This is a genomic window from Stenotrophomonas sp. Sm10, assembly GCF_030985515.1.
GTDB lineage: Bacteria > Pseudomonadota > Gammaproteobacteria > Xanthomonadales > Xanthomonadaceae > Stenotrophomonas > Stenotrophomonas hibiscicola.
In genome coordinates this window covers 36,119-59,791 of sequence record NZ_JAPTFO010000011.1, presented here as the reverse complement: position 1 = coordinate 59,791, position 23,673 = coordinate 36,119, and the positions used below count along the sequence as shown (strand labels likewise).

General features: G+C 60.5%; 23 protein-coding genes. 8 read left to right on the top strand and 15 right to left on the bottom strand.

The genetic code is table 11. From position 1 onward, the window contains the following. Window positions 1–12: 12 nt before the first annotated feature. The 6 genes from O0J15_RS05190 to O0J15_RS05165 form a co-directional block, all read right to left on the bottom strand. Entirely contained in the window at window positions 13–243 is a 231-nt protein-coding gene (locus O0J15_RS05190) for a hypothetical protein (protein ID WP_308305216.1), read from the bottom strand. 23 nt (window positions 244–266) lie between these two features. After that, window positions 267–905, bottom strand: coding sequence for an SDR family oxidoreductase (locus tag O0J15_RS05185; protein WP_308305215.1), 639 nt, complete (start codon window positions 903–905; stop codon window positions 267–269). Window positions 906–923: 18 nt separating this feature from the next. Further along, window positions 924–1,697, bottom strand: a complete 774-nt coding sequence (locus tag O0J15_RS05180) for an SDR family oxidoreductase (RefSeq protein ID WP_308305214.1) — start codon at window positions 1,695–1,697, stop codon at window positions 924–926. A gap of 116 nt (window positions 1,698–1,813) precedes the next feature. After that, window positions 1,814–2,749: an alpha/beta hydrolase gene (locus tag O0J15_RS05175; RefSeq protein ID WP_308305213.1), complete on the bottom strand. Its 936-nt coding sequence runs from the start codon at window positions 2,747–2,749 to the stop codon at window positions 1,814–1,816. Between the two features lie 13 nt (window positions 2,750–2,762). After that, window positions 2,763–3,110: a carboxymuconolactone decarboxylase family protein gene (locus O0J15_RS05170; protein ID WP_253134777.1), complete on the bottom strand. Its 348-nt coding sequence runs from the start codon at window positions 3,108–3,110 to the stop codon at window positions 2,763–2,765. 72 nt (window positions 3,111–3,182) lie between these two features. Then, window positions 3,183–4,100, bottom strand: coding sequence for an alpha/beta hydrolase (locus tag O0J15_RS05165; RefSeq protein ID WP_308305212.1), 918 nt, complete (start codon window positions 4,098–4,100; stop codon window positions 3,183–3,185). A 121-nt stretch (window positions 4,101–4,221) separates the two neighbouring features. Here O0J15_RS05165 and O0J15_RS05160 point away from each other — a divergent pair, with 121 nt between their 5' ends. Then, window positions 4,222–5,226 (top strand): LysR family transcriptional regulator, encoded by a 1,005-nt coding sequence (locus O0J15_RS05160; RefSeq protein ID WP_100442036.1) that lies wholly within the window; start codon window positions 4,222–4,224, stop codon window positions 5,224–5,226. A 291-nt stretch (window positions 5,227–5,517) separates the two neighbouring features. Here O0J15_RS05160 and O0J15_RS05155 read toward each other — a convergent pair whose 3' ends face one another. The 6 genes from O0J15_RS05155 to O0J15_RS05130 all read right to left on the bottom strand — a co-directional run bounded on the left by O0J15_RS05155 (window position 5,518) and on the right by O0J15_RS05130 (window position 13,693). Continuing rightward, entirely contained in the window at window positions 5,518–6,558 is a 1,041-nt protein-coding gene (locus tag O0J15_RS05155) for an alpha/beta hydrolase (RefSeq protein WP_308305211.1), read from the bottom strand. Window positions 6,559–7,125: 567 nt separating this feature from the next. Next, complete coding sequence (locus O0J15_RS05150; RefSeq protein WP_308305210.1) at window positions 7,126–8,625, bottom strand: efflux transporter outer membrane subunit; 1,500 nt, start codon at window positions 8,623–8,625, stop codon at window positions 7,126–7,128. 9 nt (window positions 8,626–8,634) lie between these two features. Beyond that, window positions 8,635–9,750, bottom strand: coding sequence for an ABC transporter permease (locus O0J15_RS05145; RefSeq protein WP_308305209.1), 1,116 nt, complete (start codon window positions 9,748–9,750; stop codon window positions 8,635–8,637). Window positions 9,751–9,753: 3 nt separating this feature from the next. Beyond that, complete coding sequence (locus O0J15_RS05140; RefSeq protein ID WP_308305208.1) at window positions 9,754–10,884, bottom strand: ABC transporter permease; 1,131 nt, start codon at window positions 10,882–10,884, stop codon at window positions 9,754–9,756. Continuing rightward, window positions 10,881–12,692, bottom strand: a complete 1,812-nt coding sequence (locus O0J15_RS05135) for an ATP-binding cassette domain-containing protein (RefSeq protein WP_308305207.1) — start codon at window positions 12,690–12,692, stop codon at window positions 10,881–10,883. The genes O0J15_RS05140 and O0J15_RS05135 overlap by 4 nt, the downstream gene beginning before the upstream one ends. Continuing rightward, on the bottom strand, window positions 12,689–13,693 hold the full coding sequence (locus O0J15_RS05130) for a biotin/lipoyl-binding protein (protein ID WP_308305206.1): 1,005 nt from the start codon (window positions 13,691–13,693) through the stop codon (window positions 12,689–12,691). Before O0J15_RS05130 ends, O0J15_RS05135 begins: the two co-directional genes overlap by 4 nt. A gap of 105 nt (window positions 13,694–13,798) precedes the next feature. Here O0J15_RS05130 and O0J15_RS05125 point away from each other — a divergent pair, with 105 nt between their 5' ends. The 6 genes from O0J15_RS05125 (at window position 13,799) to O0J15_RS05100 (ending at window position 19,285) form a co-directional block, all read left to right on the top strand. Continuing rightward, the gene (locus tag O0J15_RS05125) at window positions 13,799–14,449 is read left to right on the top strand and encodes a CerR family C-terminal domain-containing protein (RefSeq protein WP_308305205.1); all 651 of its coding nucleotides are present in this window, start codon (window positions 13,799–13,801) and stop codon (window positions 14,447–14,449) included. Window positions 14,450–14,720: 271 nt separating this feature from the next. Continuing rightward, on the top strand, window positions 14,721–15,422 hold the full coding sequence (locus tag O0J15_RS05120) for a hypothetical protein (protein WP_308305204.1): 702 nt from the start codon (window positions 14,721–14,723) through the stop codon (window positions 15,420–15,422). Window positions 15,423–15,498: 76 nt separating this feature from the next. Next, complete coding sequence (locus O0J15_RS05115; protein ID WP_308305203.1) at window positions 15,499–16,077, top strand: MltR family transcriptional regulator; 579 nt, start codon at window positions 15,499–15,501, stop codon at window positions 16,075–16,077. Window positions 16,078–16,706: 629 nt separating this feature from the next. Continuing rightward, window positions 16,707–17,429, top strand: coding sequence for a hypothetical protein (locus O0J15_RS05110; RefSeq protein ID WP_308305202.1), 723 nt, complete (start codon window positions 16,707–16,709; stop codon window positions 17,427–17,429). Between the two features lie 155 nt (window positions 17,430–17,584). Beyond that, window positions 17,585–17,761 (top strand): hypothetical protein, encoded by a 177-nt coding sequence (locus tag O0J15_RS05105; RefSeq protein ID WP_308305201.1) that lies wholly within the window; start codon window positions 17,585–17,587, stop codon window positions 17,759–17,761. Window positions 17,762–18,700: 939 nt separating this feature from the next. Continuing rightward, window positions 18,701–19,285 (top strand): hypothetical protein, encoded by a 585-nt coding sequence (locus O0J15_RS05100; RefSeq protein WP_308305200.1) that lies wholly within the window; start codon window positions 18,701–18,703, stop codon window positions 19,283–19,285. 128 nt (window positions 19,286–19,413) lie between these two features. Here O0J15_RS05100 and tcmP read toward each other — a convergent pair whose 3' ends face one another. Genes tcmP through O0J15_RS05085 form a run of 3 tightly spaced genes read right to left on the bottom strand, consistent with a single transcriptional unit; the run spans window position 19,414 to window position 22,497 of the window. Then, the gene (tcmP, locus tag O0J15_RS05095) at window positions 19,414–20,592 is read right to left on the bottom strand and encodes a three-Cys-motif partner protein TcmP (RefSeq protein WP_308305199.1); all 1,179 of its coding nucleotides are present in this window, start codon (window positions 20,590–20,592) and stop codon (window positions 19,414–19,416) included. Between the two features lie 43 nt (window positions 20,593–20,635). Next, complete coding sequence (locus tag O0J15_RS05090; RefSeq protein WP_308305198.1) at window positions 20,636–21,379, bottom strand: phage Gp37/Gp68 family protein; 744 nt, start codon at window positions 21,377–21,379, stop codon at window positions 20,636–20,638. Between the two features lie 38 nt (window positions 21,380–21,417). Further along, entirely contained in the window at window positions 21,418–22,497 is a 1,080-nt protein-coding gene (locus O0J15_RS05085; protein WP_308305197.1) for a site-specific integrase, read from the bottom strand. Window positions 22,498–22,600: 103 nt separating this feature from the next. Between O0J15_RS05085 and O0J15_RS05080 the strand changes: the two genes are divergently transcribed. Then, window positions 22,601–23,518 (top strand): DNA-binding protein, encoded by a 918-nt coding sequence (locus tag O0J15_RS05080; protein ID WP_308305196.1) that lies wholly within the window; start codon window positions 22,601–22,603, stop codon window positions 23,516–23,518. Window positions 23,519–23,673: the final 155 nt, after the last annotated feature.

The following is a 23,673-nucleotide window of genomic DNA, read 5'->3' as shown; positions in this document are numbered from 1 at the left end:
ACCTCTTGTTCCTCAGAAGTCAGTGGAGCGGGTCAGTTCCTCGAACCTGCCCGGCGCGGCAATTCGGCCTTCCAGCGTCGGCATGACGAAGTCCACTGCATCGCTGCCGATGAGCAGCTTCCGCGGCGGATGCTTCATGCCGGCTACCTGAAAGACGACCTGTGCAAGCTTGGCCGGATCTCCCTGCAGCTGGCCATCTGCCGATCCCAGCAGGCTTCGGCCGTTAAGGTGCAGGATTCTCACTGGGCGCCCGGGATCCGTCGCGGTTACATGAAGTACGGCTTGTCGCCGTCGCTTCCTGGCTTGTTCAATCCCAGGTTCCTACCGGTGTGGAGAGCCGGTTCGACGATGATCTGGCTGATCAGGTCGCCCACGCTCCTGCGGGAAACCACGGTGCCTTTGAACGGCTGGTCCTTTTCCGTGGTCTCGTAGTCCACCTCGTCCTCGTCAGTCAGCCAGGCCGGGCGCAGGATCGTGTAGCCCAGGCCAGAGGCCTCGATGGCGTCCGCTGCACGCCTGAACGGCTTGAGGTCTTCGCCGATGAAGTCGTTGTTCCACTCGCCGAACTTGCCCGGAACCTCGTCGTAGATGCCTAGCGAGAGGACGAAGATCAAGCGCTGGACGCCTGCGGCGTTCATCGCGGCGATCACCGCCTGTGCTTGCTTGTCCAGATCTTCGCCGGTCAGGTTGGCATAGACGATGTCCTGTCCTGCGACCGCATCCTTCAGCAGCTTCTTGTCCAAGACGTTGCCGATGACCACCTTCGCGTTGGCAGGTTCTTTGCCCGTCAGTTTCTTCGGGTCACGCAGAAGCAGGGTCTGCTGGATGTTTTTCTCTGTGGCGAGCGATCTGATGACCCATTGGGCGATCTGGCCGCTTGCGCCCAGAATGAGAACGTTCTTCATGATCACGACTCCTTGTTGTCAGGCGCCGATGTAGGCGCCGTTGTCTACCACCAGAACCCGCCCGGTGACGGCGCGTGCCATGTCGCTTGCCAGATAGAGGATGGCGTTCGCCTGATCCTCGGGCTGGGTGAATGGCAGGGACTGGTCGGTGTGCTTGGTGATGTAGGGAACCATGGTCGATCCCCCGGTGAGCTTGCCGGCCGCCCAGTCACGGGCCATCGGCGTATCGGTGTTGCCCGGCGCCACCGCATTGCAGCGGATGCCGGTGCCCGAGAAGCGAACCGCGATGTTGGTGGTCATCGCGTTCACCGCGGCCTTGGTGGAGACGTACGCCAGGCCGCCCAGCGGCAGTGATCCGTTCACCGAGGTAACGTTGACGATGGCGCCGGTGCCTCGCGGCATGAAGTGACCGACGGCCTCGCGACAGAAGCGGAATACGCCGGCGTAGTTCACCTGCACGACTTCGTCGAAGTGCTCGTCCGTGTACTCTTCGATGGACATCATGTCGCCATACCCGGCGTTGTTCACCAGGATGTCGACCTGGCCGAACGCTTCGATTGCCTTGGCGAACACCAGCCGGGGCGCTGCCGGATCGGCCGAGTCCGCGACTATGCCCAGTGCATTGCCACCGGCGTCCTGGATGTCCTTCACCACGGCATCAAGGTCGGCCTGCTTGAGCGCAGTGAGGACGACATTCGCGCCTTGCTCGACGAACAGCTTGGCCGTGGCCAGGCCGATGCCCTTGCTGGCACCGGTGATGATGGCGGTCTTTCCAGTCAGTAGAGGTTTCATCTTCACTTCCTTCGCGTGTCGGTCGATCGGCGTGCATGCGCCGGTCGACAGGATGCCGTATGAGATTCGCGGCTTTCAGCTTCGGGGCCGCTTGGGTTCGGGCGGCCGCCGCTCCGTCACAGGTTGGCCTTGAAGAACGGAACCAACTGCGCCATCGCGATTGCGACCGGCTCCGGCTTGTCGTACAGGTCGTAGTGCGACCAGCCTTCAGCGACGACGATCTGCTTGTTATCGGAGGCCGCGCGGCTGTAGATCTCCCAGCCATCACGATAGGCGCCGAAGCCACCAGGTTTGTCACCGATGACCACCATGAGTGGCTGGGTCAGCAGCACCTCGGCGTTGAGGAACGCATCCCAGCCCATCGCCGCACCGCTGAAGGACATCAGTTGGCTGGTGGCGCCATTGGGCTGCTGGCCGCGAGCCGTCTTGTAGTACTCGGTGGCTTCCAATACGTCGATATCCGTGATGCCCGCGGCCTTGCCCGCTTCAACGGAATCCGGCAGCAGATTGGCCACATCACGCTCGGCACCCTGCGCCTGGGCCGTACGCATGCCGGCGATATTTGCCGCCAGCTCGCGCGGCTTGAACTGCGCGAAGCCCTCGCGGATCAGGCGGCCGTAGTTCACGCCGGTTATGGATACCAGCGCCTGGATGCGGTGGTCGGTGATGCCGGCGTGGATGGTGTACGCACCGCCGCCGCAGACGCCGATCGCACCAATGCGACCGGCATCGACGTACGGGAGAGACTGCAGGTAGTCGACAGCGAAACGGATATCCGAAACGCGGATCGACGGATCTTCGATGAAGCGAGGCTCGCCGCCGCTGGCGCCCTGGAAGCTGGCATCGTGCACCAGCACCACGAAGCCCTGTTCGGCCAGGCCCTTGGCATAGACATTGCCCGACGTCTGTTCCTTGCAGCTGCCGATGGGATGGGTGCTGACGATGGCGGCGTACTTCTTGCCTTCATCGAAACCGGCCGGCAGATAGAGATCGGCCGCGGTCTGCCAGCCCAAGTTCTGATAGCTGACAGTCTTGATGGAAATGGAACTCATGGCGTGCTCCTGGTCAGATGCCGCGCTCTTCAAAGACGCGACGGGCGATGCCGAGAGCAGTGGATGCGGTTGGCCAGCCGGAGTAGAAGGCGAGATGGGTGATAAGCTCGACCAGCTCTTCCCGTGTTACGCCGTTGTCCAGCGCCTTCCCGAGGTGGAAGGGCAGCTCGTTGATGCGATAGAGCGTGACCAGCGAAGACACGGTGATCAGGCTGCGATCGCGAGGGGACAGGCCTGGCCGCTCCCACAGGTCGCCGAAGAGAACGCGGTCTGTGTAGTCCGCCAGCGCGGGGGCGATATCGCCCCAGGCCGCCTGGGCTGCCGAAGGTGCCTTGTCCTTCGATGATGTGGATGTAGTCATGTTCTGCTCACGTATTCGATGGGATGCCCAGGCGGCCCGGCATTGCCGTAGCCGCCTCACCGGGCATCCGGATTACTTCAGACGGGTCTGGAAGAACGGGGCCAGGACCGAAACCGCCTCATCGACGAACTTCGGCACGTCATACAGCGACATGTGATTTGCACCCTCAACGACATGCAGGGACTTGTCCTTGCTTGCGGCCCGGGCCAGCAGGTCATCGCTCATCCACTTGCTGCCCGCAACGCTGCCGGCCACCGCCAGGATCGGCTGAGTCAGGAATGCCTCGGCCTTGTTGTAGGCGTCGTAGGTAATGATCTGGTTGAGGTTGCGGGTCAGCGCGAAGCCCGGGGCGTTGGGATGTTCGGCGCGCGGGGTGTGGTAGTACTCCCATGCTTCGCGCAGCTCGGCATTGGGCGCGTCTTCTTCGCGCAGTGGTGCCAGAGGAATGGTCGCGAACTCGCCCGAAGCGATGTCGGTGGTGCGCGCATTGGAGCCGAAGTCCAGGTAGCCCACGGCATCGGCGTCCTTGACCGTGTTCTCCCAGCCATTGCGGAACATCTGGCCGATGTTGACTGCACTCACCATGCCGAGTGCCTTGATGCGGCGATCGTTGATGGCGGCGTTGGCGCTGTAACCCGCGCCGGCGCAGATACCCATCGCACCGATCTTGTCCTGGTCCACGTAGGGGAGGGTGGTCAGGTAGTCGATGACCGCACTCACATCCTCGGTGCTGACATAGGGGTTCTCCAGCTGCCGCGGTTCGCCGGTGCTCGCGCCCTGGTACGAACGGTCGAAGGCAATCGTGACCAGGCCTGCTTCGGCCAGCTTCCTGGCGTACAGTCCGGCGGTCTGCTCCTTCACGCCACCACCGGGATGGGACACGACGACTGCCGGGTACTTTCCGGCTTCGTCAAAGCCTTCCGGGAAGTACAGGGTGGCCGCCGTGGTGACGCCCTGGCCATTGAGATTCTTGAACGTGACGTTGCGCATGTGCGTGCTCCGGTGTGGGTGTGAGGTGGCCGGCTCTGCTGCCGACAGAGCCCATCCTATTGACCGGATTGGGTCCAATAAATAGTCTTCCGGATACATGAGCTGTAAGAAGAACTAAACAATGCCCATCGAACCTTCGCTCGTAACGTCCCTGACCTGGTTCGCCCATATCGCCCGGCATCGCAGCTTCACCAAGGCGGCCACCGAGATGGAGATCACGCGGGCAGCGCTCTCCCAGCACCTCAAAGCACTGGAGGAGCGGCTGGATGTCAGGCTGCTGCACCGCACCACCCGGAACATGTCGCTGACCGAGGAAGGTCAGCAGCTGCTGGACGTGCTGCAGCCGGCACTGACGGCGATCGAGAAAGCCGTGGAGGAGCTGGGGGAGGTCCATGCAGAGCCTTCGGGTGTGATCCGCATGAACTCTTCGCGCATCGCGTCACGACTTCTGCTGGAGCCGCATATGGGCGAGTTCCTGGCACGTTATCCCAAGCTGCGGCTTGAACTGATCATGGATGACGGCTTCTCCAATCTTGTGGCCAACGGTCTGGACGCCGGCATCCGCCTGGGCGAGAGCCTAGACGAGCACATGGTGGCCGTTCCGATCACGCCCCCGCTGGAGATGGCGATCGTCGGATCCCCGGCCTACTTCGAGCAGCACGGTATACCCGAGACTCCCGCTGATCTGATCCGGCACAACTGCCTGGCCTACCGGTTCACGTCCAGTGGGACGATCGACCACTGGACGTTCACTGCACCAGATGGCCAAGGCCGAAAGCTGGTCTTCGAACCGCAGGGCAACGCGGTGTTCAACGACGACGACAGCATGCTCCGGGCAGCGCTGCAGGGTGTAGGACTGATTCGCCACATCGATCTGTGCGTCAGCGAGCATCTGGCCAGTGGTGCACTCGTACGTGTACTGGCGCCATGGTGCCGTCCATTTCCCGGCTTCTTCCTGTACGTCCCATCACGTGCACAGATGCCAGCGAAGGTCCGGGCGCTGATGGACTTCCTGGTTGAGCGGCGTGAGCAGCTGGCCTCTCCGCAGCGCAGGCGCGTGGTGGCCGAAGATCGTCGCGCAAAGAGAAGGCACGGCAGCCGACCCAAGGCGTTGCCTACCGGGTAAGAGGAGTTCAACGTCCGTGCGGAGCTTCGATGGCTCCGATCTCGCGCAACTCAACCAATGCGAAGTTTGGGCGTTTGTTTAGCTGACCTAACTACTCATGTACCTTGGAGCGCATTTATCCGGTGCGCCGTCCAGCCTAGGCTGGTCGCTCTCTTTGGTCGGCCACTGTGAACACACGCCTCAGGCGCGTCGCCAAGGCCATCTTCAGCCCGACCCCTCCCACATGCAGCAACGAGATGTCAGCCATAGTCGGCAAAACGGTGCTTCAGATGGGTCAGCACCTCTGTGGATTCAATTCATGTGCGTGTTGAACCATTCGACCAATCGCGCCGGCTGTTCGCCAAAATGATTGTAGGCGTAGAAGCGCTGATTGGACTCTTCGATCCACATCAACTCCTTCGCGCCTGAGGACAGTGAGTCGAAGATTTCCTGGCCGTCCTTCTCCCCGTGGATCATGAAATCCCTGCGCAGCTGCGCCATAAAAACGGGCAGCGTCACGCCCGAACCGAAGTTCTGGGGACGGAAATCAAATAAGCTAAATCCCGATGTCTCACGGCAGCGCTGGTCTAGTCGCTGTGCGGCCTCTTGAGGATCCAAATGCATGTTCTGCGCACCACGTTCGATGAAGGTGGGTCCAGATACAACGTTGAGCAGCGCCAGAGCCTTGATGTTCTCGAATTCTTCAGGCCATCTCTGCATTGCGATAATAGTGGAGTTGCCGCCCATGCACCGGCTGTAGAGACTTGTTTGCATCTTGCCCATGTCCTGTTGTTCGCGCGCGTAGCGGACTGAGCCAACAACGTCCCGGCATTCAAGCAAGCCCAAGCCGCTGATGCCCCCATTGGCCTGCCCGCTCCGGCCACAGTTGCGCAGGTCATATGTCAGGATATTGTAGCCGGCGTCATGGAGATGGCGCAGCTCCGGCAGAAAGTTGACCTCAAAGCCGCCGAAGTACTTCTTGAACTCCGGTAGGTGTCCGGGGAAGCCATAGCGGTTACAAGTCATCGGATGGTTGATGATGAGGAGGCGGTCGGAGTCCGCCGGGATGTACCAGGCTTCTAGGGGCACTCCATCTATGGATGGAAACCAAGTCTCTTGGTAGGCCATACCGTAGTCACTTGGCGTGCGCATGACGGGGGTACGTAGACCCGTCTTGAAAAGCGTCGCGTATTGCTCAACTAAGGGATGCAGCTTATCGCCGAGTTTGCCGGCGGCACCCTTGATAGCCTCTACGGCATTACCGATCAGAGAACCATCATCCGCGCCAATGGACTGCGCGTAGTCAACGTCGAACGCGCCAATTTCCTCCGAAGTTCGAACCGGCTCGTTCATTTTGTATTCCCTCCGTACACAGAAGGCTCAATGGTGCGCCCGTAATCGTGCATCTCACGTGAGAAGGCTATGAATGCGCACAGCCCTAATCTTCTCGCCAAGAAACTGACCATCGTTCGATTCGGCAGCCTGATCGGCCCTCTGCCTGCGAAACCCTTATCGATCGCCGCGAATGGCATAGCGGGCATGGGAGCAAGAATCGATCGCCAAGCGTTCCGGCAACCGGCTAGGCGTCCCGGAAGTGACCGCCTGGTCGGGAGTGATCCTTGGCGGGGCAGGGGTTAGGAAGATCTATTAGGGTAGGGTGGACGTCTGCTTCTGGCCGAGAGCGGACTTGTGCCCATCGGATAGGGCAGGGGGGCTGCTATCAAATTTTAGGATTAGGGTGCGTTATCGAGAGTAGGGCGCGCCTTCTCGCTTATAGCGAACCCCGGGGTATGTCACGCGCATCTACAGCACCCCACGCCATTCACTCCAGCAGCTAGTCAGCAGGCCGCGCCGGGAGTTCCAACTCCACAGTCGATTGCCGGAGCCAGCTATCAAGTATCAAGGCAAGGAACTCTCAGTTTATTGGGCTACGGCTACATTGCCCACCGCTCTATTGATCTGCGCAAATGCAGATGCGATCCGACCATCGTTCTGTGATAGATCGCTGCGGGCCTGTATGTGCATCCGTTGGGCCTCGATCACAGTGAGGAAGTCCACTGTGCCGGCAGAGAACTTGGCCTGCGCCAACGCGTATGCGTCAGAGGCTCGCGCGGCACGCGTGAGCAATTCCCCACGCTGTTGCTGGAGCGAGGTGAAACTGGTCAGCGCATCGTCGATTTCCTTCCAGGCCCGCAGCACGGTGTGCTGGTAGGCCACTGCGGCTTCCTGCTGCTGGAGTTCGCGAAGCTTGACGATGCTCACACGCCGACCATGGTCGAACAAAGGCAGGTCGAGCACCGGGCCTATCGACCAGGTGCGGCTCGCCCAGTCGCCGAGGCTTCCGGAAGTGGTGGATTCGTAGCCGAACTTACCACCCAGACGGATGCTGGGGTACAAATCGGCGCGGGCCACTCCGATCTGCGCGGTAGCCTCATGCAGGCGGCTTGCCGCCGCGCGGATATCCGGGCGACGCAGAGCGACCTCGGACGGCAGCCCAAGCGACAGATCGGGCAGGGCGGCCGGCATGGTAGGCGTTGTCTGCATAAGCGCACTGAGCGCGCCGGGCTTTTCGCCCAACAACAGTGTCAGCTGGTTGGCCTGCGTGCCCTCATTGGCTTGAAGTGCTGGCAGGCTCGCCCGCAACCCCGCCAGTTCGGCTTGCTGGCGGTCGCTGTCCATGTGGTCGGTGAGCCCACCGCTGACACGTGCATCTATGATGGCGGTGCGCTCAGCGGCGGCGGCGATGTCCTCCTGCACCAACGCGATTTGGCGCTGAGTGGTACGCAGTGCGAAGTAGGCCGTGGCCACGTCGCCAGCTGTGGACAGTCGCGTCATCTCCAGCAGGGCCGCCTGCTCCTCAACGCTGGCGTCGGCCGCCTCTATAGAGCGGCGCACCCGGCCCCATAGATCCAGCTCCCAGGACACATCCACGCCTGCCTGATACAGGTCGAAGGGCTCACTGAGCACCTTTTTGAGCGTGTCGGACTGGTCGCCACCGACCACGTCGAGCAGGCGCGTAGAGGCCCCGCTTTCACTTTGGCGTTGTCGGGAGACGCCGCCACTCAGGTTGGCTTGGGGCAGCGTCTGTGCCTGTACGGCACGTCGTTGCACGCGCGCCTGGGCCAGGTGCAGGGCAGCGGTCTGCAAGTCCGGCGCGGCATCGCGCGCCCGGCGCTGGAGCTCGTCGAGCACCGGATCGTGGTAGGCGCGCCACCACTCGCCGGCGGGCAATGGGTCGGTACTGGCCGTGCCGCCAAGACCGGCGTCGCTTCCGCGCCACTGGGTCCAACTGGCCGGGCTGTCCGGTGCCGGGGAGCGGAAATCCGGCCCCACCGCGCAGCCGGACAGGGCCACGGCCAGCGCGCAGGGAGCAAGGACACGCAGCAGGTGGGAGCGTCGATGGAGCGGCATCGGGAGCATGGCCATATCTCAAGAAAGTCGATTGCGGAACAGCCAAGCGGCCAGCGGCAGCGTGATGGCCGCCACGACCAGCATGGGCAGGAAATCGGAGGCGATATCGGCCAGACCTGCGCCTTCCAGGTAGACCCGGCGGACCAAGTCGATGCCGAACCGAAGCGGGTTGGCGTAGGTGGCCACCTGCAGGACATCGGGCATGTTGCGTACCGGCGTCAGCAGGCCGGAGAGCAGCATCAGCGGCATGATCAACAGGAACGTATAGAGCATGGCCTGCTGCATGTTCCTGGCCAGCGCGGAGATGGACAGGCCGACGCCGACTGAGGCGGTGGTGAACGTCACCAACCCGAGGTAGAGCAGCGCGTAGGATCCGCTCATGGGGATCTGGAACCAGAAGCGGATGATCAGCAGGATGATGGTGGACTGCGCCAACCCCACCGCAATGGAGGGCAGTGCCTTGCCGACCAGCACCTGCATCGGCGTGAGCGGTGTGACCAGCAGCTGGTCGAACGTGCCCTGTTCGCGCTCTCGCGCCACCGACAGTGCGGCAATCAACAGGGTCTGGAGCATGCTCAGCGCGGCGATCAACGCCGGCATGAGCTGCCAGCGCGACTCCAGGTTGGGGTTGTACCAGGCGCGTCGCACCATCGAAACGCCGGCGCTCCCGTTACCCATGCTGCCCGAGTAGGCACTGACGATGGAACCGACATATGCGGCCGCCGAACCGGCGGTAGAGGAGTTGCGGCCGTCGAGGATGAGCTGCACCGGTGCCTGCTGGCCATTGGCCAGGCGCTGCTCGAAATCGGACGGGAACGACAGCACCAGCAGCGCCTCCCCGGAATCAATGGCGTCGGCGATCTGAGCGGACGAGGTCAGGCTGCGCTTCCGTTCAAACACGCCGGTGCCGTCCAGTCGCGCCAGGATCTGGGTGGAGGTCTCGCTGCGGCTGAGGTCCAGCACCGCGTAGGGGGCGTGCTTGAGCTCGTAGGTGGCGCCGTAGCCGAACAGCAGCGCCTGCATCAGGGCCGGGGCAAACAGGATCGAACGGCTCTTGGGGTCCTTGATCAGGGTCAGGAACTCCTTGCGGCACAGGAAGGCGATCTTGGCGAGGTAGTCGATAAGGCTGTCCATCGGTCAATCCAGTCGCTTGCGCAGGGTGAACCAGGTGGCGATGGTCAGCACCACGATGTAGACCCCGAGGATCCCGCACTTGCTGAAGATCATCGGCCAGTCGTTGCCGGCCAGGAACAAGGTCTTGATCAGTGCCATGAAGTGCGTGGCCGGCAGTGCCTGGCTGATCACCCGGATCATCACCGGCATGTTGCGCAGGTCGAAGACGAAGCCGGAAAGCATCATCGCCGGCATGAAACTAACCAGCAGCGCTAACTGGCTGGCAACGAACTGGTTGCGCGTGGCGCCGGAGATGACCAGGCCCATCAACAGCGAAACCGTGAGGTAGAGCAGGGACGCCAGCGCCACCACCCACAGCGAGCCGCGCATCGGCACATGGAACAGGAACGTCGCGGCCAGCAGGCACAGCACCAGGTCGATGGCGCCGATGACCATGTACGGGGAGAGCTTGGACAGCACCAGTTCGAGTGGCCGCACCGGCGTAACGAACAGCGACTCCAGCGTGCCACGCTCCCACTCGCGTGCGATCAGCAGCGAGGTGAGGAAGGCACCGATCAGAGTCATGACTAACGCGATCAGGCCCGGCACCAGATACCAGGTGCTATTGCCCGCCTCGTTGAACCACATCCGCTGCACCAAGGTAATTCCCGGCGTCGCGCGGGTATCGCCCGCGCCGCGGTCCAGTTGGTTTAGTGCGGCGCTGGCCAGCGCGCCGGACACATACCCTTCGATGGTGGTGGCGGTGCCTTGGTCAACGCCATTGACGATGAGCTGCACCTGAGCATGGTTGGCGCCAAGCTGCCGTGAGAAGTCCACCGGCACGCGCACGATGCCGTCGACTTCGCCGGCGCGGAGCATGCGTTCGGCAGCCGGCATGCTGCCGGCCCAGAGCGGGCGCAGGTAGGGCGAGCCTTGCAGGCCACTTACCGCCTGCCGTGCAGTGGGAGAGGTATCCTCCAGTACCACCGCCAGCGGTGCGTTTTTAACGTCGAAGGATAGCCCGTAGCCAAACAGCAGGATCAGCGCGACCGGCAACGCCAGGCCCACCGCCAGGTTGCTGCGATCACGCAGCATCTGCCGCGTTTCCTTCTTGATCAGCGCGTACAGCCGCGTCCAGAAGCCTTGGCTGATCATCTTGGTTGCTCCACTGTGGCGCGTGCGGTCGGTTCATCGGTCTGATGCTCACGTGCCTGCTCAACGATGCCGATGAAGGCCGTGTTCATGTCGGCGCCAGCCTCCGTACCGGCCTGCACCCGCACCTCCTCAGGCGTGCCCAAGGCGAGCAGGCGACCGGCATCCTGAATTGCGATCCGGTCGCAGTACTCGGCTTCTTCCATGAAGTGAGTGGTGACGACGATGGTTACGCCATGCTGGGCCAGCCGGGTGATGGTGCGCCAGAACATCCGCCGGGCCAGCGGGTCGATGCCGCTGGTGGGCTCGTCCAGAAACAGGATTTGTGGCTGGTGGATGAGCCCGGCGGCCATCGCCAGGCGCTGTTTGTACCCACCAGGCAATTGCCCGCTCTGGGCGGCAGGATCCAGGCCGAACTGCTCCAACGAGGCCTCGATGCGGTCGCGCAGTGCCTTGCCGCGCAGTCCGTAGGCACCCCCGAAGAAGGCGAGGTTCTCGCGCACGCTCAGGTTTCCATACAGAGCGAACTTCTGCGACACGTAACCGATGCGGGAACGTGCGCGCGCACGCGCGGTCCGCAGGTCAACGCCGACTACTTCCAGGTGCCCACTGGTGGGCGGCAGCAGGCCGCAGAGCATACGAAAAGTTGTGGTCTTTCCTGCGCCATTGGGACCGAGCAGGCCGAAAATCTCACCGCGGTTGACGTTGAAAGATGTGTTGGCCACGGCGGTGAAATCACCGAACTTCCGCACCAGATCGCGCACCACGATTACCGGCCCAGATGAGGCCGCGCGGTGTTCGGGGTCGACCGGTGCCAGCGTCTGCGGCGCCATGGCCGTGGTCGCGGCCGGTTCCTCGCGTGCGGCGTGCTGTTGGTGCAACAGCATCATGAACGCATCTTCGAGCTCGGGCGGGCGAGGCTCGGGGTTCAGCCCGTCGAGCAGCGCGTCGCGCCTGTTGGCAGGAGCGTCGGTCTGTTCGATGTAGCGCACGGCGCCGCCCTTGGGCACGGCATCCACCACGATCTCCTGCGCATCCAGCAGGCGGGCCTGCAGGTCACGCGCAGGCATGCCCGTGGGCGGGGCCACCTGATAGGTCAATCCGGCTGCCGTCCGCGTCAATGTAGCCGGGTCACCCTGGGCCAGCAGCTTGCCCTCGTGCATGACAAAGACCTGCGCGCAGCGCTCGGCCTCGTCCATGTAGGCAGTGCTGACCAGTACGCTCAGTTTTTCCTTTTCCAGCAGCTGCTCGATGATGCGCCACAGGTCGCGCCGGGACAGCGGATCCACACCTACGCTGGGCTCGTCCAACAGCAGCAGGTCGGGCGAGCGCACCAGCGTGCAGGCCAGGCCGAGCTTCTGCTTCATGCCACCGGACAGATTGCCGGCCGGGCGCGCGGTGAAGCGGGCCAGGTCGGTCATCTCCAGCAGGTTGGCGTAGCGTTCGCGACGCTGCTGCTCGGGCACGCCATGCAGGTCGGCATAGAGATCGAGGTTCTCCTGCACCGTCAGGTCTTCGTACAGCCCGAACCGCTGGGGCATGTAGCTCACGCGATCCTGTACCCGCTGCGGATCGGCGGCAACGTCATGTCCGAGCACCTGCAGGCGGCCGGCATCGGCCTTCATCAGCCCGCAGACCAAGCGGATGAAGGTTGTTTTGCCGGCGCCGTCCGGGCCCACCAGCGCGGTGAGTTCACCCGGGCGGGCAATCAGCGAAATGTCATCGAGCGCAACCACTACCTCGCCCTTGATGGCGCCAGGGAAGGTTTTGCGCAGCCCTTCGGCGGCAATCGTGACCGCCGCGGCGCTCACTTCGCGTCACCCTGGCCCAAGCGGACGGTGGCTGGTTGCCCCAAGCGAAGCTGGTCATGTTCGTCTTCGGCAACCACACGCACTTCGTACACAAGGCTGGTGCGCAGTTCTTCGGTCTGTACGGTCTTCGGGGTGAACTCGGCAACCGAGGAAATGAAGCCCACGCGGCCCTGCACCGGCGCATCGGGCTGGCTGTCGGTGGTGATGGGGGCGGGCATACCGGTGCGGATGCGGCCCAGTTCGGTCTCACCGACGTAGACGCGTATCCACTTTGGATGGGTCAGCGCCAGCGCATAGACGGCGCGCGACGCGGTTGTCATATCGCCCGGCTCCAGGAGCCGCGAGCGCACCACAGCATCGGCCGGCGCTCTCAACTGCCCCTGGTAGACCTGGAAGGCCAGTAGGGCGCTCTGCGCCTGAGCAGCCTTGAGCTGCGCCTCGCCACTGGCGAGGTCTTCCTCGCGCGCGCCGATCTGGGTCAGGCGCAACGCTTCCTGCTGGTCGGCGGCCTGCGCGCGTGCAACCTCCACCTGGGTGCGGGCATGCGCCAGGTCCTGAGTGCTCACGCCCCGTCCCTGCGTGTTGCCGGCGATGTCCTGTAGTCGCGCGAGGTCTTGCTCGGCACGCGTCAGCTGCGCCTGCGCCGCCGCCGCCCGTGCCTTGGCCTGCGCCAGCTCCTGTGGGCGTGCGCCGTTGCGAAGACGGTTGAGCGCCTGGGTCTGCACCTCTATCTGCGCTTGGGCCTGCGCAGCCTGCAGTTGAAGGGCTCGGGTATCCAGCGTTGCCAGTAGCTGCCCGGCGCGAACCTTGTCACCTTCCTCGACCAGCAAGGTGTCGACCCGGCCGGCGCCATCGAAGGCAAGTGAGATCTGCCGGATGTCAACGTTGCCCTGCAGCGTGAGCGCGTCCTGCGCCGCTGCGTGTCGATGGAGCCACCACCAGACGCCGGCAGCGCCAACCAGGGCCGCTACGGCGATCACGCCAACCAACTGCTTCTTCATCGGTGGATTTCCGGCGGGTAGTGGGGGTTGGCCTTAGATTAAACTCACTTTAATGTAGGCGGCAAGCTCTGGCATAATGGTGTCTTGGCGAATGAGAACGACGTGATGAACGATGCGCGCAGAGCTGCACGCGTGGACGGAGCCGCCACGCGCTCCCGCATCTTGGAAGGGGCAGGCGAGCTGTTTGCCCGGCATGGCTATGCTGAGACCACCGGCAAGGCCATCGCCGAGAAGGCAGGCGTTGATTTGGCATCCATCAACTATCACTTCGGCAACCGCAGTGGTCTGTATCAGGCGGTTCTGGCGGAGGCCCATAGCCGGCTGGTAAGCCTTTCAGATCTATCGCGCCTGACCGCAGCCGAACTATCACCAAGCGACCGCCTGCGGTCCCTGTTCCAGAGTCTGGTGGACTCCATCCTCTTGGAAGGAGGCTGGCACGTGGACGTGCTGGCACGTGAAATTGGTTCGCCCACGTCCCACTTCCAGCATTTGCTCAGCGCGGAGATCGAACCCAAGCTGGTCCACGTTATGGAAATTGTTAGCTCAATCACCGGCATTCCGGTTCGGGATCCGGCGCTGTTGCGGTGCTTGATTAGTGTGGCGTCGCCCTGCCTGGTCATGCTGCTGGGGCGCAACCTGCCTGGTCCCATGCGCGCGGTCGCGCGCATGCCGCCAGCGGATCTTGTCGCGCATTTGCATACCTTCGCAATGGCGGGGCTGACCAGCATTGGCAGACAGCACTCGTCTGCTGCCTGACGGACGTCGTGCTGGACCCGTCGATATCGACGATCCATGGCACAACTGCCAGGACCGTCAGTTCACTTCTGTCCTGTCGGAGCAGCTGAGGCAGAAGGGCTTGAAGACTTCTATTGCAAGTCGTCGACCTTGACTCAACACTGCTTGGTCACAATCACTTTAGGATTCATGCTCCAACGGTCGATGGAGTGAGTTGCGGTCACGAACTTCGCTTCTGATGTGAGCGGGCATCGAACGTTGAGATTAGGGATGTTTATCGAGGGTAGGGTGGATGTCCGTTTCTGGCCGGAAGCACTCGTGGGCCCGCCATGGCAGCACCCGGCCCAAAGTAGCCATTGGTGCGGCCACCGATCGCCACCACCCGGTCCGTCTGTCCGCTGCCTTGTTAGCCGGACCGTGCCGCCCTAAGATCGAGCTGTATCAAGGGGAAGGCCTGGTGCAAGGGGCCTTGCGGATAAATCGTTTGACCGGACCCAAGGGTCCGCCTGTTAAGCAGCTTGCCACCAAGGGGGAAATCATGGATGAACTGGTGATTGGCGTTGTATCTGGCCTAGTTGCATCATTCATCGTGTTTGTGCTGCACAAGCTCTATCTATCGGTGATCCGACCGTGGATTGAGGACCGTGTGTACAAAGACGCGCGAATCGAGGGCCGCTGGTGCATCAGCTACCCAGAAATGTCAGAAGTCGAAGAACAGGTCACGCTGGAACGATCTGCTCACAAGGTCACGGGCCAGATCAACTGCACGAAAGGACCGGATGCAGGAAAGATCTACGACGTCGAGGGGACCTTCAGGAACCTCCTCCTTACTTTGACCTACGCATCCGCGGATCGTTCCGCACTTGATCGTGGCGCGTTCGTTCTGCAACTGAATGGCAATGGTGGCTCGTTCTGTGGTCACTCGTCTTACTACTACAACCAAGATCACTCCATTGTTGGCGCTGCATGTGAGTGGCGCCGCATTGCAGGCTAAGAACTCATTCAAGCCGAATCTGCTTCGCGAGTGGGATTTTTTCAAGCGCCAGCCCCCTTCCAGAGATTTGTAGCGTATGCCCGAAAGGCCATTAGACGATGAGAGTCGCAACTTTCCGGAGTCGGATGATCCTGACTTTGAATCAATCAACAGATTCAATCGTGCCCTTTCGGCGCACGACGAGCGCGGCCTCGCTCTCGCACTGGCTGCTTTCGCCGAGGACACGCTGGGCCGCCTACTGCTGACTTACCTTATTGATGGCAAACAAGCAAAGGATCTGGTCGAAGGTTTCAATGCGCCTCTTGGCACGCTTGCTAGTCGCATGAAGGCCGCTTATGCAGTGGGCCTTCTCACAAGGGAGCAGTACGAAGATCTTGAGATCGCACGAAAGATACGCAATGTTTTCGCTCATGATTGGGAGGGAGTCTCCCTGAATCAGCCCAACATCAGAGCCATGATCGGCCAGTTGCATGGTTACAATTTCGATCAGGCTCCTATGACCAGAGAGCCGCGTGATCGACTTCAGCAATCCATTTCAAATGTGCTTACCGAGCTTCGCATCCAGATCGCACAGCACCGTAAGCATCGCAGGCGTGCGCCACAAGTAGGATTTCGCCTCACTACTATTAAGCCGGGCTCAGGCAATTGGGCCTAACGACTCATTCAAGCCCAAGCCGTTCCGCGACGCGGCTTAAATCTAGAGTTGAACGTCCAGTCCTGGCCGGAAGCGGACGCTTGGTCGGACGTGACCTGCCTGCAGTTCTACAGTTCCCTTTCGGTGCAAAGCGGTCATACGTGCGATTTCGAGAGAGATTTTATGGAACTTCTACTAAGTGTCGAGGACCGCTTCTTGCTCGCCGATCGAGGGTTGGTTCTGGCGCCCGATTTGCCGCTCTCGCACGGTGAGAGCAACCCCGTCTTTAACGTCATCGTCGAGCGTCCGGGCGGCACTAGATTGGAGGCACAAGCGGAGCTTCGTCTCGACCATTTTCGACCTGGAGGCTACAAACTAATCGTCCATCTCCCTGGGCTCGATAAGACTGACGTACCCGTAGGCAGCAAAGTCTGGAAGGTATAATCCAAGTCTGGCCGGCAGCAGACATCGGCGGGGCGGGGGATTAGGAAGATTTATCGGGGATAGGGAGGGCAGCTGCAGACCAAAAGCGGACGTACACGGCCTAGAGACCATCGGGCAATACACGCTCTCTGCTTATCTTGGGGAAGCTGAAGTCATAGGCTAGGCAATGAGTTGTATTTGATGTATTAGTTTGCGTGGTTTCTTGGATGAAAGGGGGAGCTGTGATAATTAATGAGGCGGTCGAGAAATTTAGTGCCCAGCCTGAGGCTATTGCTCTCGGTATTTCTGCGTTGCAATCCGTGGCGTTGGATGAAATCTGGCCTCAGGATGGACTTGCGGTTGTAGTGCCCGCCAACCTGGTGCGACTCGTTTCTTTGATTCGAGGTGGAAGTCGTGAGCATGCTGAATTCCTGTTGCGCGTGGTCCATTACTTCAACTCTTCCTTCCGCTGGAACAAGGTGCGCGCTTCTGATTCAGAAGTCGTAGGTAGGTTGGTTGCATTCCTTAGTCATCTTGAGGGAGCCGGGCGTCTCGTAGTTTTGGGTGATGAGGTCGACGATGTGGAGGTCGCTGAGGCGTTCTCAGGTCTCTACCCGAGTGGTGCGTTCGAGATCGCGATGAGCCCTCCGCGCAACTTCGTTCGCGATTACTTGGTGAGAATTTATTCTTGGTCGAAGCGGACTGGTGGCGTCATCGTTGAGCGTACGAGACGTGTTTTCAACGATATGGGGCACCAAGTTGCCACATTGCAGTTGCCGGACAGTTTGGATCGCTATGTTGATCTGAAATCGAAGTATGTAAAGCATGCTTTTTCATTCCCCGGGGGTAAGGCTGCCAAGTTCTTTCTGGGCGTCGCTGTTAGCGCGGCAGGACTGTTTAGCCCTGCCGCATCTATAGCAGGTTTAGTAATTGCTTTCGCTGACCCATGAATACGGATCAGTAGATGGGGGCTATGCCTGTGGGGAAATCACGCGTTTACAGAGCGTGCGGCTGCAGGCTGAGTGATTCCGGTTGGGTGGGCTATTATTGGGTGGGCCATTAGAGGCTAAGGTGGCTTTGGAAGATTCACGTAAAGGATGTAAGCATGAAACGCACTCTCACCGGTAGTGATGGGAAGGCGATCGCAATTCTGGATGGCTGGCGCGTGCTTCAAGGCAGCGACGGGCGCATGGTTCCAATTCCCCTTGTGGTCGTGGGCTGCAAAGGAGTGATGGGCGTATGGCTGCAATTAGGTCTGGCGCACGTGGATTCTAGGCAGTGACGGACGCATGGTAGAGATACCCGCAGGGGCTCGCGCCCTTCAGGGCTCGGACGGGCGCATGGTCGCAATCCGTAAGGGCTACCGTGGCGTTCAAGGATCAGATGGCCGCATGGTAGGCATCGCCCCCGGCAAGCAGGCGGTTCAAGACGCTCGGGGCCGCATGCGTGGAAAGTAGGGCGTCATCCAACAGTTCATTCAAACCGACGCCCCTTCGCGCCCCGCTTTAACTCAGGATCTGAAGTCCGCTTTTGGCCGGAAGCGGACATCGGCGGGGCAGGGGATTAGGAAGATTCATCGGGGGCAGGGTTCATGCATCATCTTGGCAAAAGCTGGTCATCGAGTAGTAGGCTTCCCGACGACCCACGCATCAAGGAATGGAGCAAAGATGATCGTCCCAGAGGTCAATGGATATGGGGGCTCAGGCGTCGAGTCCTTTCAGGAGTACTTCGCCCGTTGGCCCCAGGAGCTAGGTAATTTCCCTCGTGACGTTGTAGAGAACTGGATCTACCGCCACTGGCAAGATTTTGGTCGACATTGGCTAGATCGTGACCTGATGCGCTTTGAGTTTCAGCTAGTTGAGCTAACCAATTCCGAGGTAATGGGAATTGGTCATATCAAGGACTGGATGCAGACCTTGGACTACTGGGGCGACGAGCTGTTTCGAAGTGCGAGCCGGAGAGCCACTTGGCTCGCCAAGTCAATGCTTGACTGTGGGACATCACCGGCGCCCATCATCGTGGCGCGCCAGGCGTCTGGCATGTATCACCCTATGGGGGCGCCAATGCACGGCACTCAGCTAATTGAGGGTCACTTGCGACTTGCATACCTGCGCGGAATGATTCGACACAATCATCCCTCACTGCGGGAAAGGCATCACGTGTGGTCGGTTCATCTGCCTCGCGACTCGTTTGAGTTGCAAGAATCACAAGCGGGAGGATCATGAGAGAGCTGTACATTCCCAAAGAACTTGGTGTGCGATTCTACTTCGACGGAGAGCTACCGAAGTCCGCATCCTCAGAGGGCGGATTCGAGAAAAAACTCGCAACGATTGAAAAGAACCGCTCGGAGCTGATTACTGCAACCGTGCTCCTCGAGGACCGAATGGTTGAGGCAGTTGGCATTCTTCTCTTTCGCAAGCATGCCTCAGGCGATCTCGAACGAGAGTTCTTCACAAAAGAGATCATGGGGACCTCGGATTTCTCCTTTGCCTTCAAACGCCGTGTGTTCACCAGGCTTCTTGAGCAGACCAAAGCGCTAGAAGCTACGAAGATCAAGGCGATCAAGGCAGCACTCAGCAATGTTATGGCTTGGCGCAATGCATTCGCCCACGGAAAGGTTCTACATGAGCTAAACGGCGGTTTCCTCCTGCAGTACCACAGTGGCGGCCATCAAGAGCTGGTGCTCGACGACGTATTCTTCGAAAAGGTTGAAGCGACAGTTCGTCATTGCCTTTACACGTGCAATGACGTCATCTTGCGAGCGCGATTGGAGCCTGAAGAAGTCCGTCCGAAGAAATCGACCTAAGGAAGGAGGCGGGCGCCAGATCACTCTGCAGTGCCGCCTCTCCAGCCTGCGCCACACCAGCCATTCCCCTATCTCTGCAGACTCAACAGAGGTTGCCGCAAAGTCGGGGGACTTGAGATGGTTAGAGGTCATTTCAAGCGCAATAGGACTTCGTTCTTTCGAAAAATCACAGGATTCTTTGGGCGGAAGCGCTTCGCATTTGAATTTTCGATCATGCCTTCCTTGATTAGTTCACCAAGTGCGGACTGCAGGTCTGAGAGCAAGCCATCTGTTTCTTCGATGAGGTCTGCCATTACGACCATGTCGACCGTCAAAGCGTCACCAACTTTCGGGACGCGTCGGAGCCACGCCTTCTTAAGGTCTTGCATGGGGCCCGTACGTTCCGCCGAATGATCGTCGGCGCTGAATAGATCGGACTGCCCATCGCTTCTAGCAACCTGATCTAACTTGTGTTGCAATTTGAGACGATCCTGCTGCCGCGATGTCTTCTCTGCTTCCTCCCAAAAGACCACTAATCCAGCGGCATGGTGGGTGGCATACACCAAGTTGAAAATTACCTTCTTTTTATTGATGTACTGGACTGGTAATACAGCGGTGCGCAAGCGTTGCCGAGCATGCTCGCCGCATTGCGCAGCAAGCTTTCCCCGGTACCGCCGCATCAGCTCGCGCCGCTTGGCCTCTCCTGCGGATCCCGCCGCCTCTCGCCAATCATCACCGAACACACCAGTCAGGTTCGTATCTTGCTCGGCCAGTCCTGTTGCAAGATTGATGAAGTTCCACATGAAATTAATCAGAAGCTCGGTATTCCGCCGCTTGAGTAGCGGTGCGAGCACCGTTGGCTCGATGATGCCCTTCCAGCCGAAAGGGTCCACGAACACGAAAGCGAACTCGTCCGGCTGTAGCCAGCGCAGCAAGTCGGGGATAGCTTCCCCGAACGGCTTACGCCAAACTTCCGGGCGGACGATGTTCGTTGGTGCAAGTTGAACGTGGCTATCCAGCAGATTGGCTCGCTCCGTATCAGTCTCCATGAAAACCGAGCGGATCTGAACCTGATGCTGGAATCTCTCTCTCAACTCAGCCTGGCACGCCGCCATATGACGAATAGCAATGCCAGGCGATGTATCAGAAAGATCATTGGACGAAGACTTCCATGGCCCAGCGAAGCAGTCGATGTATGCGATCTTGCTCCACTTTTGACCAATAATCATGAGGCACCGTTCCAGATACGACGCCAGAATGTGGTGCTTGACCAGAGAGTGCTCTCGGTCTTCATAGCGCTCCAGTGCCCGGCTTATGACTCCATTCATCCCCGTTCCCCTCAGTTGAGTTTTGCCGAATGCGACTAGGCCATTACAGATTCACGGGGCCGGGCATGCCATTCCATTGACGACCGTCGAGCTCCCGGCCGTTAGCTTTTTTGGAACGGCGCTTTCCGTCCGCCCCCCAGCCGCCCCACTGCTTGAAGAAGAAGGTGGCATCCTGTGCTTCGCACTGGGTCCGGATTGCCCGAGCCCAATCCGGCTGCATAGGGCGCGCACCTGGTCCCGACTCGCCACCAACAATCACCCAATGGATACCGGTGAGATCTAGCGAGCCAAGATCCTCTAGTAGCGGCTCACATGACAGAAAACGTATCTTGGCGGGGATTTTTCGCAGCACGTCGATGCGCGGCACGCCGTGGCGCTTGTTCTCTACGGAAACACCCAGCCAGACATTGCTAGGCACATCCCGTCCGGCGAAATAGGCACCAAGGCGCTCATGGCGCTTGGTGAGAATCTGGTAGCGATGCTGTGGCGTATCCGAAATCACCTTCATTACCGAGTCGAGAAATGCATCGGTAATGCGCTCGTGAAAGAGATCGCTCATGGAGTTGACGAAGTACATCGTTGGCTTCTTCCGTTGCCGCGGCTCATCTAAGCGCTCTGGTAGCGTCTTTAGACGAAAGCCATGCTTATAGGCATCCAAGCCCATTGCCTGCAAGCGCTTAGCTAGCGTCTCGGCATAACAATGTTTGCAGCCTGCCGACACCTTGGTGCACCCGACGGCGGGGTTCCAGGTTCGCTCAGTCCACTCGATCCGTGAACTTGTACTCATCGCGCATTCCCTGTGAAGATGGATCTGTTACGAACCGCCTATTTGAGCAATCGGGCAGCCGGGTTGTCTTCGGCGGACCCAGCCTGAAAGTATCCTATTACGCTTGCTACAGAACGATGCTCGGTCATCGCCATCACCGCAGGCAATGGAACCCCTTGCTTCCCTGCCTCGGTGACGAAACCCGACCGCAAGCTGTGCGCTCCAAAGTCTCCCTTCAGCCCTGCCAGCTTCGCCCGGCGCTTCACGATTGTAGCCACCGAACCAGGGAGCAGGGCAGGCCCCACCCGATCCTTCCAGATTCGACGGAAGATCGCTCCCTCGCGGATTCCCGCGGCCTCAAGCCAATCAGAAAGCGCTTCAGCACTTCGGCCCAGGATCGGCTTGTCCGGCGTGGAATCTCCCTTCACCCCGGCCTGCTGGGTCTTTGAGTACTCCAATCGATAGATGTAGCCGTTCTCGCCGACCTTGCGCAGGTCGCGCATATCCGCGGCCGCGATCTCGCTACGCCGGCGACCACCGCTGGCAAAGCCGAAGCAGAGTAGGGCGCGGTCACGCAGACCCTCCAAGCTGTCATCGCAGGTCGCTAGCATGGCCTCGAGTTCGGCCCGAGTGATCGCGGTCTTCTTGGTTGGCCGCTCACCCCGTTTGACCGCAGCACGCCGGGCCCGGCTGAGTAAGGTGCGGACGCTGGGCAGCTCGCAGGGGTTGGTCAGCCGCTTGAGCTTGTGGGCGGTTGAGAGCACTGCCACCCGCTGGACTACGGTCGACAGCTTCAGTGGCCCGACCTTGGCCTTGAGCCCGGCGTCCACCAACGTCTGATCCAGCGCCGGCGGCAGCTCGCTCACCAGCTCTGCTTTGCTTCGACGTTGGATATGGTCGACCAAGAACTGGATCACCACAGCCTCGCTGACCGGCAGTGCCAGCTCGATCCCGTAGCGCCCTTGATGCCAACCGGCCCAGTAGCGCAGGGCGGTGGCGTAGCTGCGGGTGGTGTTAGCAGCAGCCGCTTCGGCTAGTAGCTCGCGCACGGCATCGGCGGCTTGCTGGGCCAGTTGTTCCGGCAACACCAAGCAGAGGACCGTCGCTGCGTTTGTGGGCAACGTGTTATTTCTTTTCATACTATGTAATGTTCGCTATGAACTAAGGCTACTACTCGCGATAATCATCACTTATCGCGAGTACGCTACCAGCAGAGTAGGGCGCCAGTAAAGGAGACTTCGCATGGCCCGGGGCATCACGGAATCTGACGTCCATAGCGCCGCCGACGAATTGGTCGGCAAGGGCGAACGCCCAACCGTCGAGCGGATCCGGGCTCACCTGGGGACAGGCTCGCCGAACACCGTGACCCGCTGGCTGGAGACGTGGTGGAAGCGACTTGGCACGCGCCTGCAGCCAGCGCGTCCGGACCTGGAAGATGCACCAGCGGTGTTGGCAGAACTCGCCGGACAATGGTGGGAGCTAGCGTTGAGTCATGCCCGGGAGGCCGCCCATCGAGAGCTTGCAGAGGCTGAGCAGTCACTGGCCGCCCGGCGTGATGCACTGGACGCAAAATCCCGGCTTGTAGCTGACGAGCTGACGCAATTGCGCTCAGAGCGCGACGATGCTCTCACAGGAGAGAGGATTGCCGCTACGCAAGCTGCAGAGCTACAGCGATTGGTTGACCAGCTCCGCCTGCAGATGTCAGAGCTTGTAGAGCAGCGGGATGTCGAGCGCCGAAGAGCCGATCGAAATGAAGCATCGAGACAGCAACTCGACGCTAGGCTTCATGAGGCGCTAGAAACGGCGAAATCTGAGCGAGAAGACTGGGCCGAGTACACCAGATCTGTCGAGAATCGGGCGCTCAGCGATGTTGATCGCGCCCGACAGGAGGTGAAAGAACTCCAGGTGCAGCTAAGCAAGGCATCCGAGCAACACAGAGCTCTTGAGAAGCAGCTGCGTCAGGATGTCCAGGCCGCCCAATCAGCCGCCGCCACGGCCAGTCAGTCTGCCGATATCCTGCGCGGCAGATGTGACGCGCTCGAGGGACAGCTTTCAGGGCTTCGAGATTTGCCAGCTCAGCTGGAAGTTGCATTCAAGCGATCCAAAGAAGTTCGCATCGCTGCTGATGTTAGGCCGAAACGCAAGCGGCCGAAGCAATGAGCGCGCTGAAGTAGCACTTTTACTTGGAAGGCTCGCCTCCAGAAGGCGAGCCGAATCACCTCGGTTCCTGCAGTCGAGCCTAGTGGACGCCAACTAGGAGCGGCGTAACAACTTTAGTTGGGTCGGCTTCTGGGGCAACAGTTTCGCGGTTTCGT

Coding starts and splice junctions, on each gene's coding strand:
- tcmP (WP_308305199.1), bottom strand. CDS start 20,592: ATGAATGGAGTCATAAGCCGGGCACTGGAGCGCTATGAAGACCGAGAG.
- O0J15_RS05185 (WP_308305215.1), bottom strand. CDS start 905: ATGAAGAACGTTCTCATTCTGGGCGCAAGCGGCCAGATCGCCCAATGG.
- O0J15_RS05130 (WP_308305206.1), bottom strand. CDS start 13,693: ATGAAGAAGCAGTTGGTTGGCGTGATCGCCGTAGCGGCCCTGGTTGGC.
- O0J15_RS05080 (WP_308305196.1), top strand. CDS start 22,601: ATGGCCCGGGGCATCACGGAATCTGACGTCCATAGCGCCGCCGACGAA.
- O0J15_RS05125 (WP_308305205.1), top strand. CDS start 13,799: ATGAACGATGCGCGCAGAGCTGCACGCGTGGACGGAGCCGCCACGCGC.
- O0J15_RS05085 (WP_308305197.1), bottom strand. CDS start 22,497: ATGAAAAGAAATAACACGTTGCCCACAAACGCAGCGACGGTCCTCTGC.
- O0J15_RS05175 (WP_308305213.1), bottom strand. CDS start 2,749: ATGAGTTCCATTTCCATCAAGACTGTCAGCTATCAGAACTTGGGCTGG.
- O0J15_RS05140 (WP_308305208.1), bottom strand. CDS start 10,884: ATGATCAGCCAAGGCTTCTGGACGCGGCTGTACGCGCTGATCAAGAAG.
- O0J15_RS05090 (WP_308305198.1), bottom strand. CDS start 21,379: ATGAGTACAAGTTCACGGATCGAGTGGACTGAGCGAACCTGGAACCCC.
- O0J15_RS05150 (WP_308305210.1), bottom strand. CDS start 8,625: ATGCTCCCGATGCCGCTCCATCGACGCTCCCACCTGCTGCGTGTCCTT.
- O0J15_RS05100 (WP_308305200.1), top strand. CDS start 18,701: ATGAGAGAGCTGTACATTCCCAAAGAACTTGGTGTGCGATTCTACTTC.
- O0J15_RS05120 (WP_308305204.1), top strand. CDS start 14,721: ATGTCCGTTTCTGGCCGGAAGCACTCGTGGGCCCGCCATGGCAGCACC.
- O0J15_RS05165 (WP_308305212.1), bottom strand. CDS start 4,100: ATGCGCAACGTCACGTTCAAGAATCTCAATGGCCAGGGCGTCACCACG.
- O0J15_RS05170 (WP_253134777.1), bottom strand. CDS start 3,110: ATGACTACATCCACATCATCGAAGGACAAGGCACCTTCGGCAGCCCAG.
- O0J15_RS05180 (WP_308305214.1), bottom strand. CDS start 1,697: ATGAAACCTCTACTGACTGGAAAGACCGCCATCATCACCGGTGCCAGC.
- O0J15_RS05105 (WP_308305201.1), top strand. CDS start 17,585: ATGAAACGCACTCTCACCGGTAGTGATGGGAAGGCGATCGCAATTCTG.
- O0J15_RS05145 (WP_308305209.1), bottom strand. CDS start 9,750: ATGGACAGCCTTATCGACTACCTCGCCAAGATCGCCTTCCTGTGCCGC.
- O0J15_RS05155 (WP_308305211.1), bottom strand. CDS start 6,558: ATGAACGAGCCGGTTCGAACTTCGGAGGAAATTGGCGCGTTCGACGTT.
- O0J15_RS05160 (WP_100442036.1), top strand. CDS start 4,222: ATGCCCATCGAACCTTCGCTCGTAACGTCCCTGACCTGGTTCGCCCAT.
- O0J15_RS05110 (WP_308305202.1), top strand. CDS start 16,707: ATGAAAGGGGGAGCTGTGATAATTAATGAGGCGGTCGAGAAATTTAGT.
- O0J15_RS05115 (WP_308305203.1), top strand. CDS start 15,499: ATGCCCGAAAGGCCATTAGACGATGAGAGTCGCAACTTTCCGGAGTCG.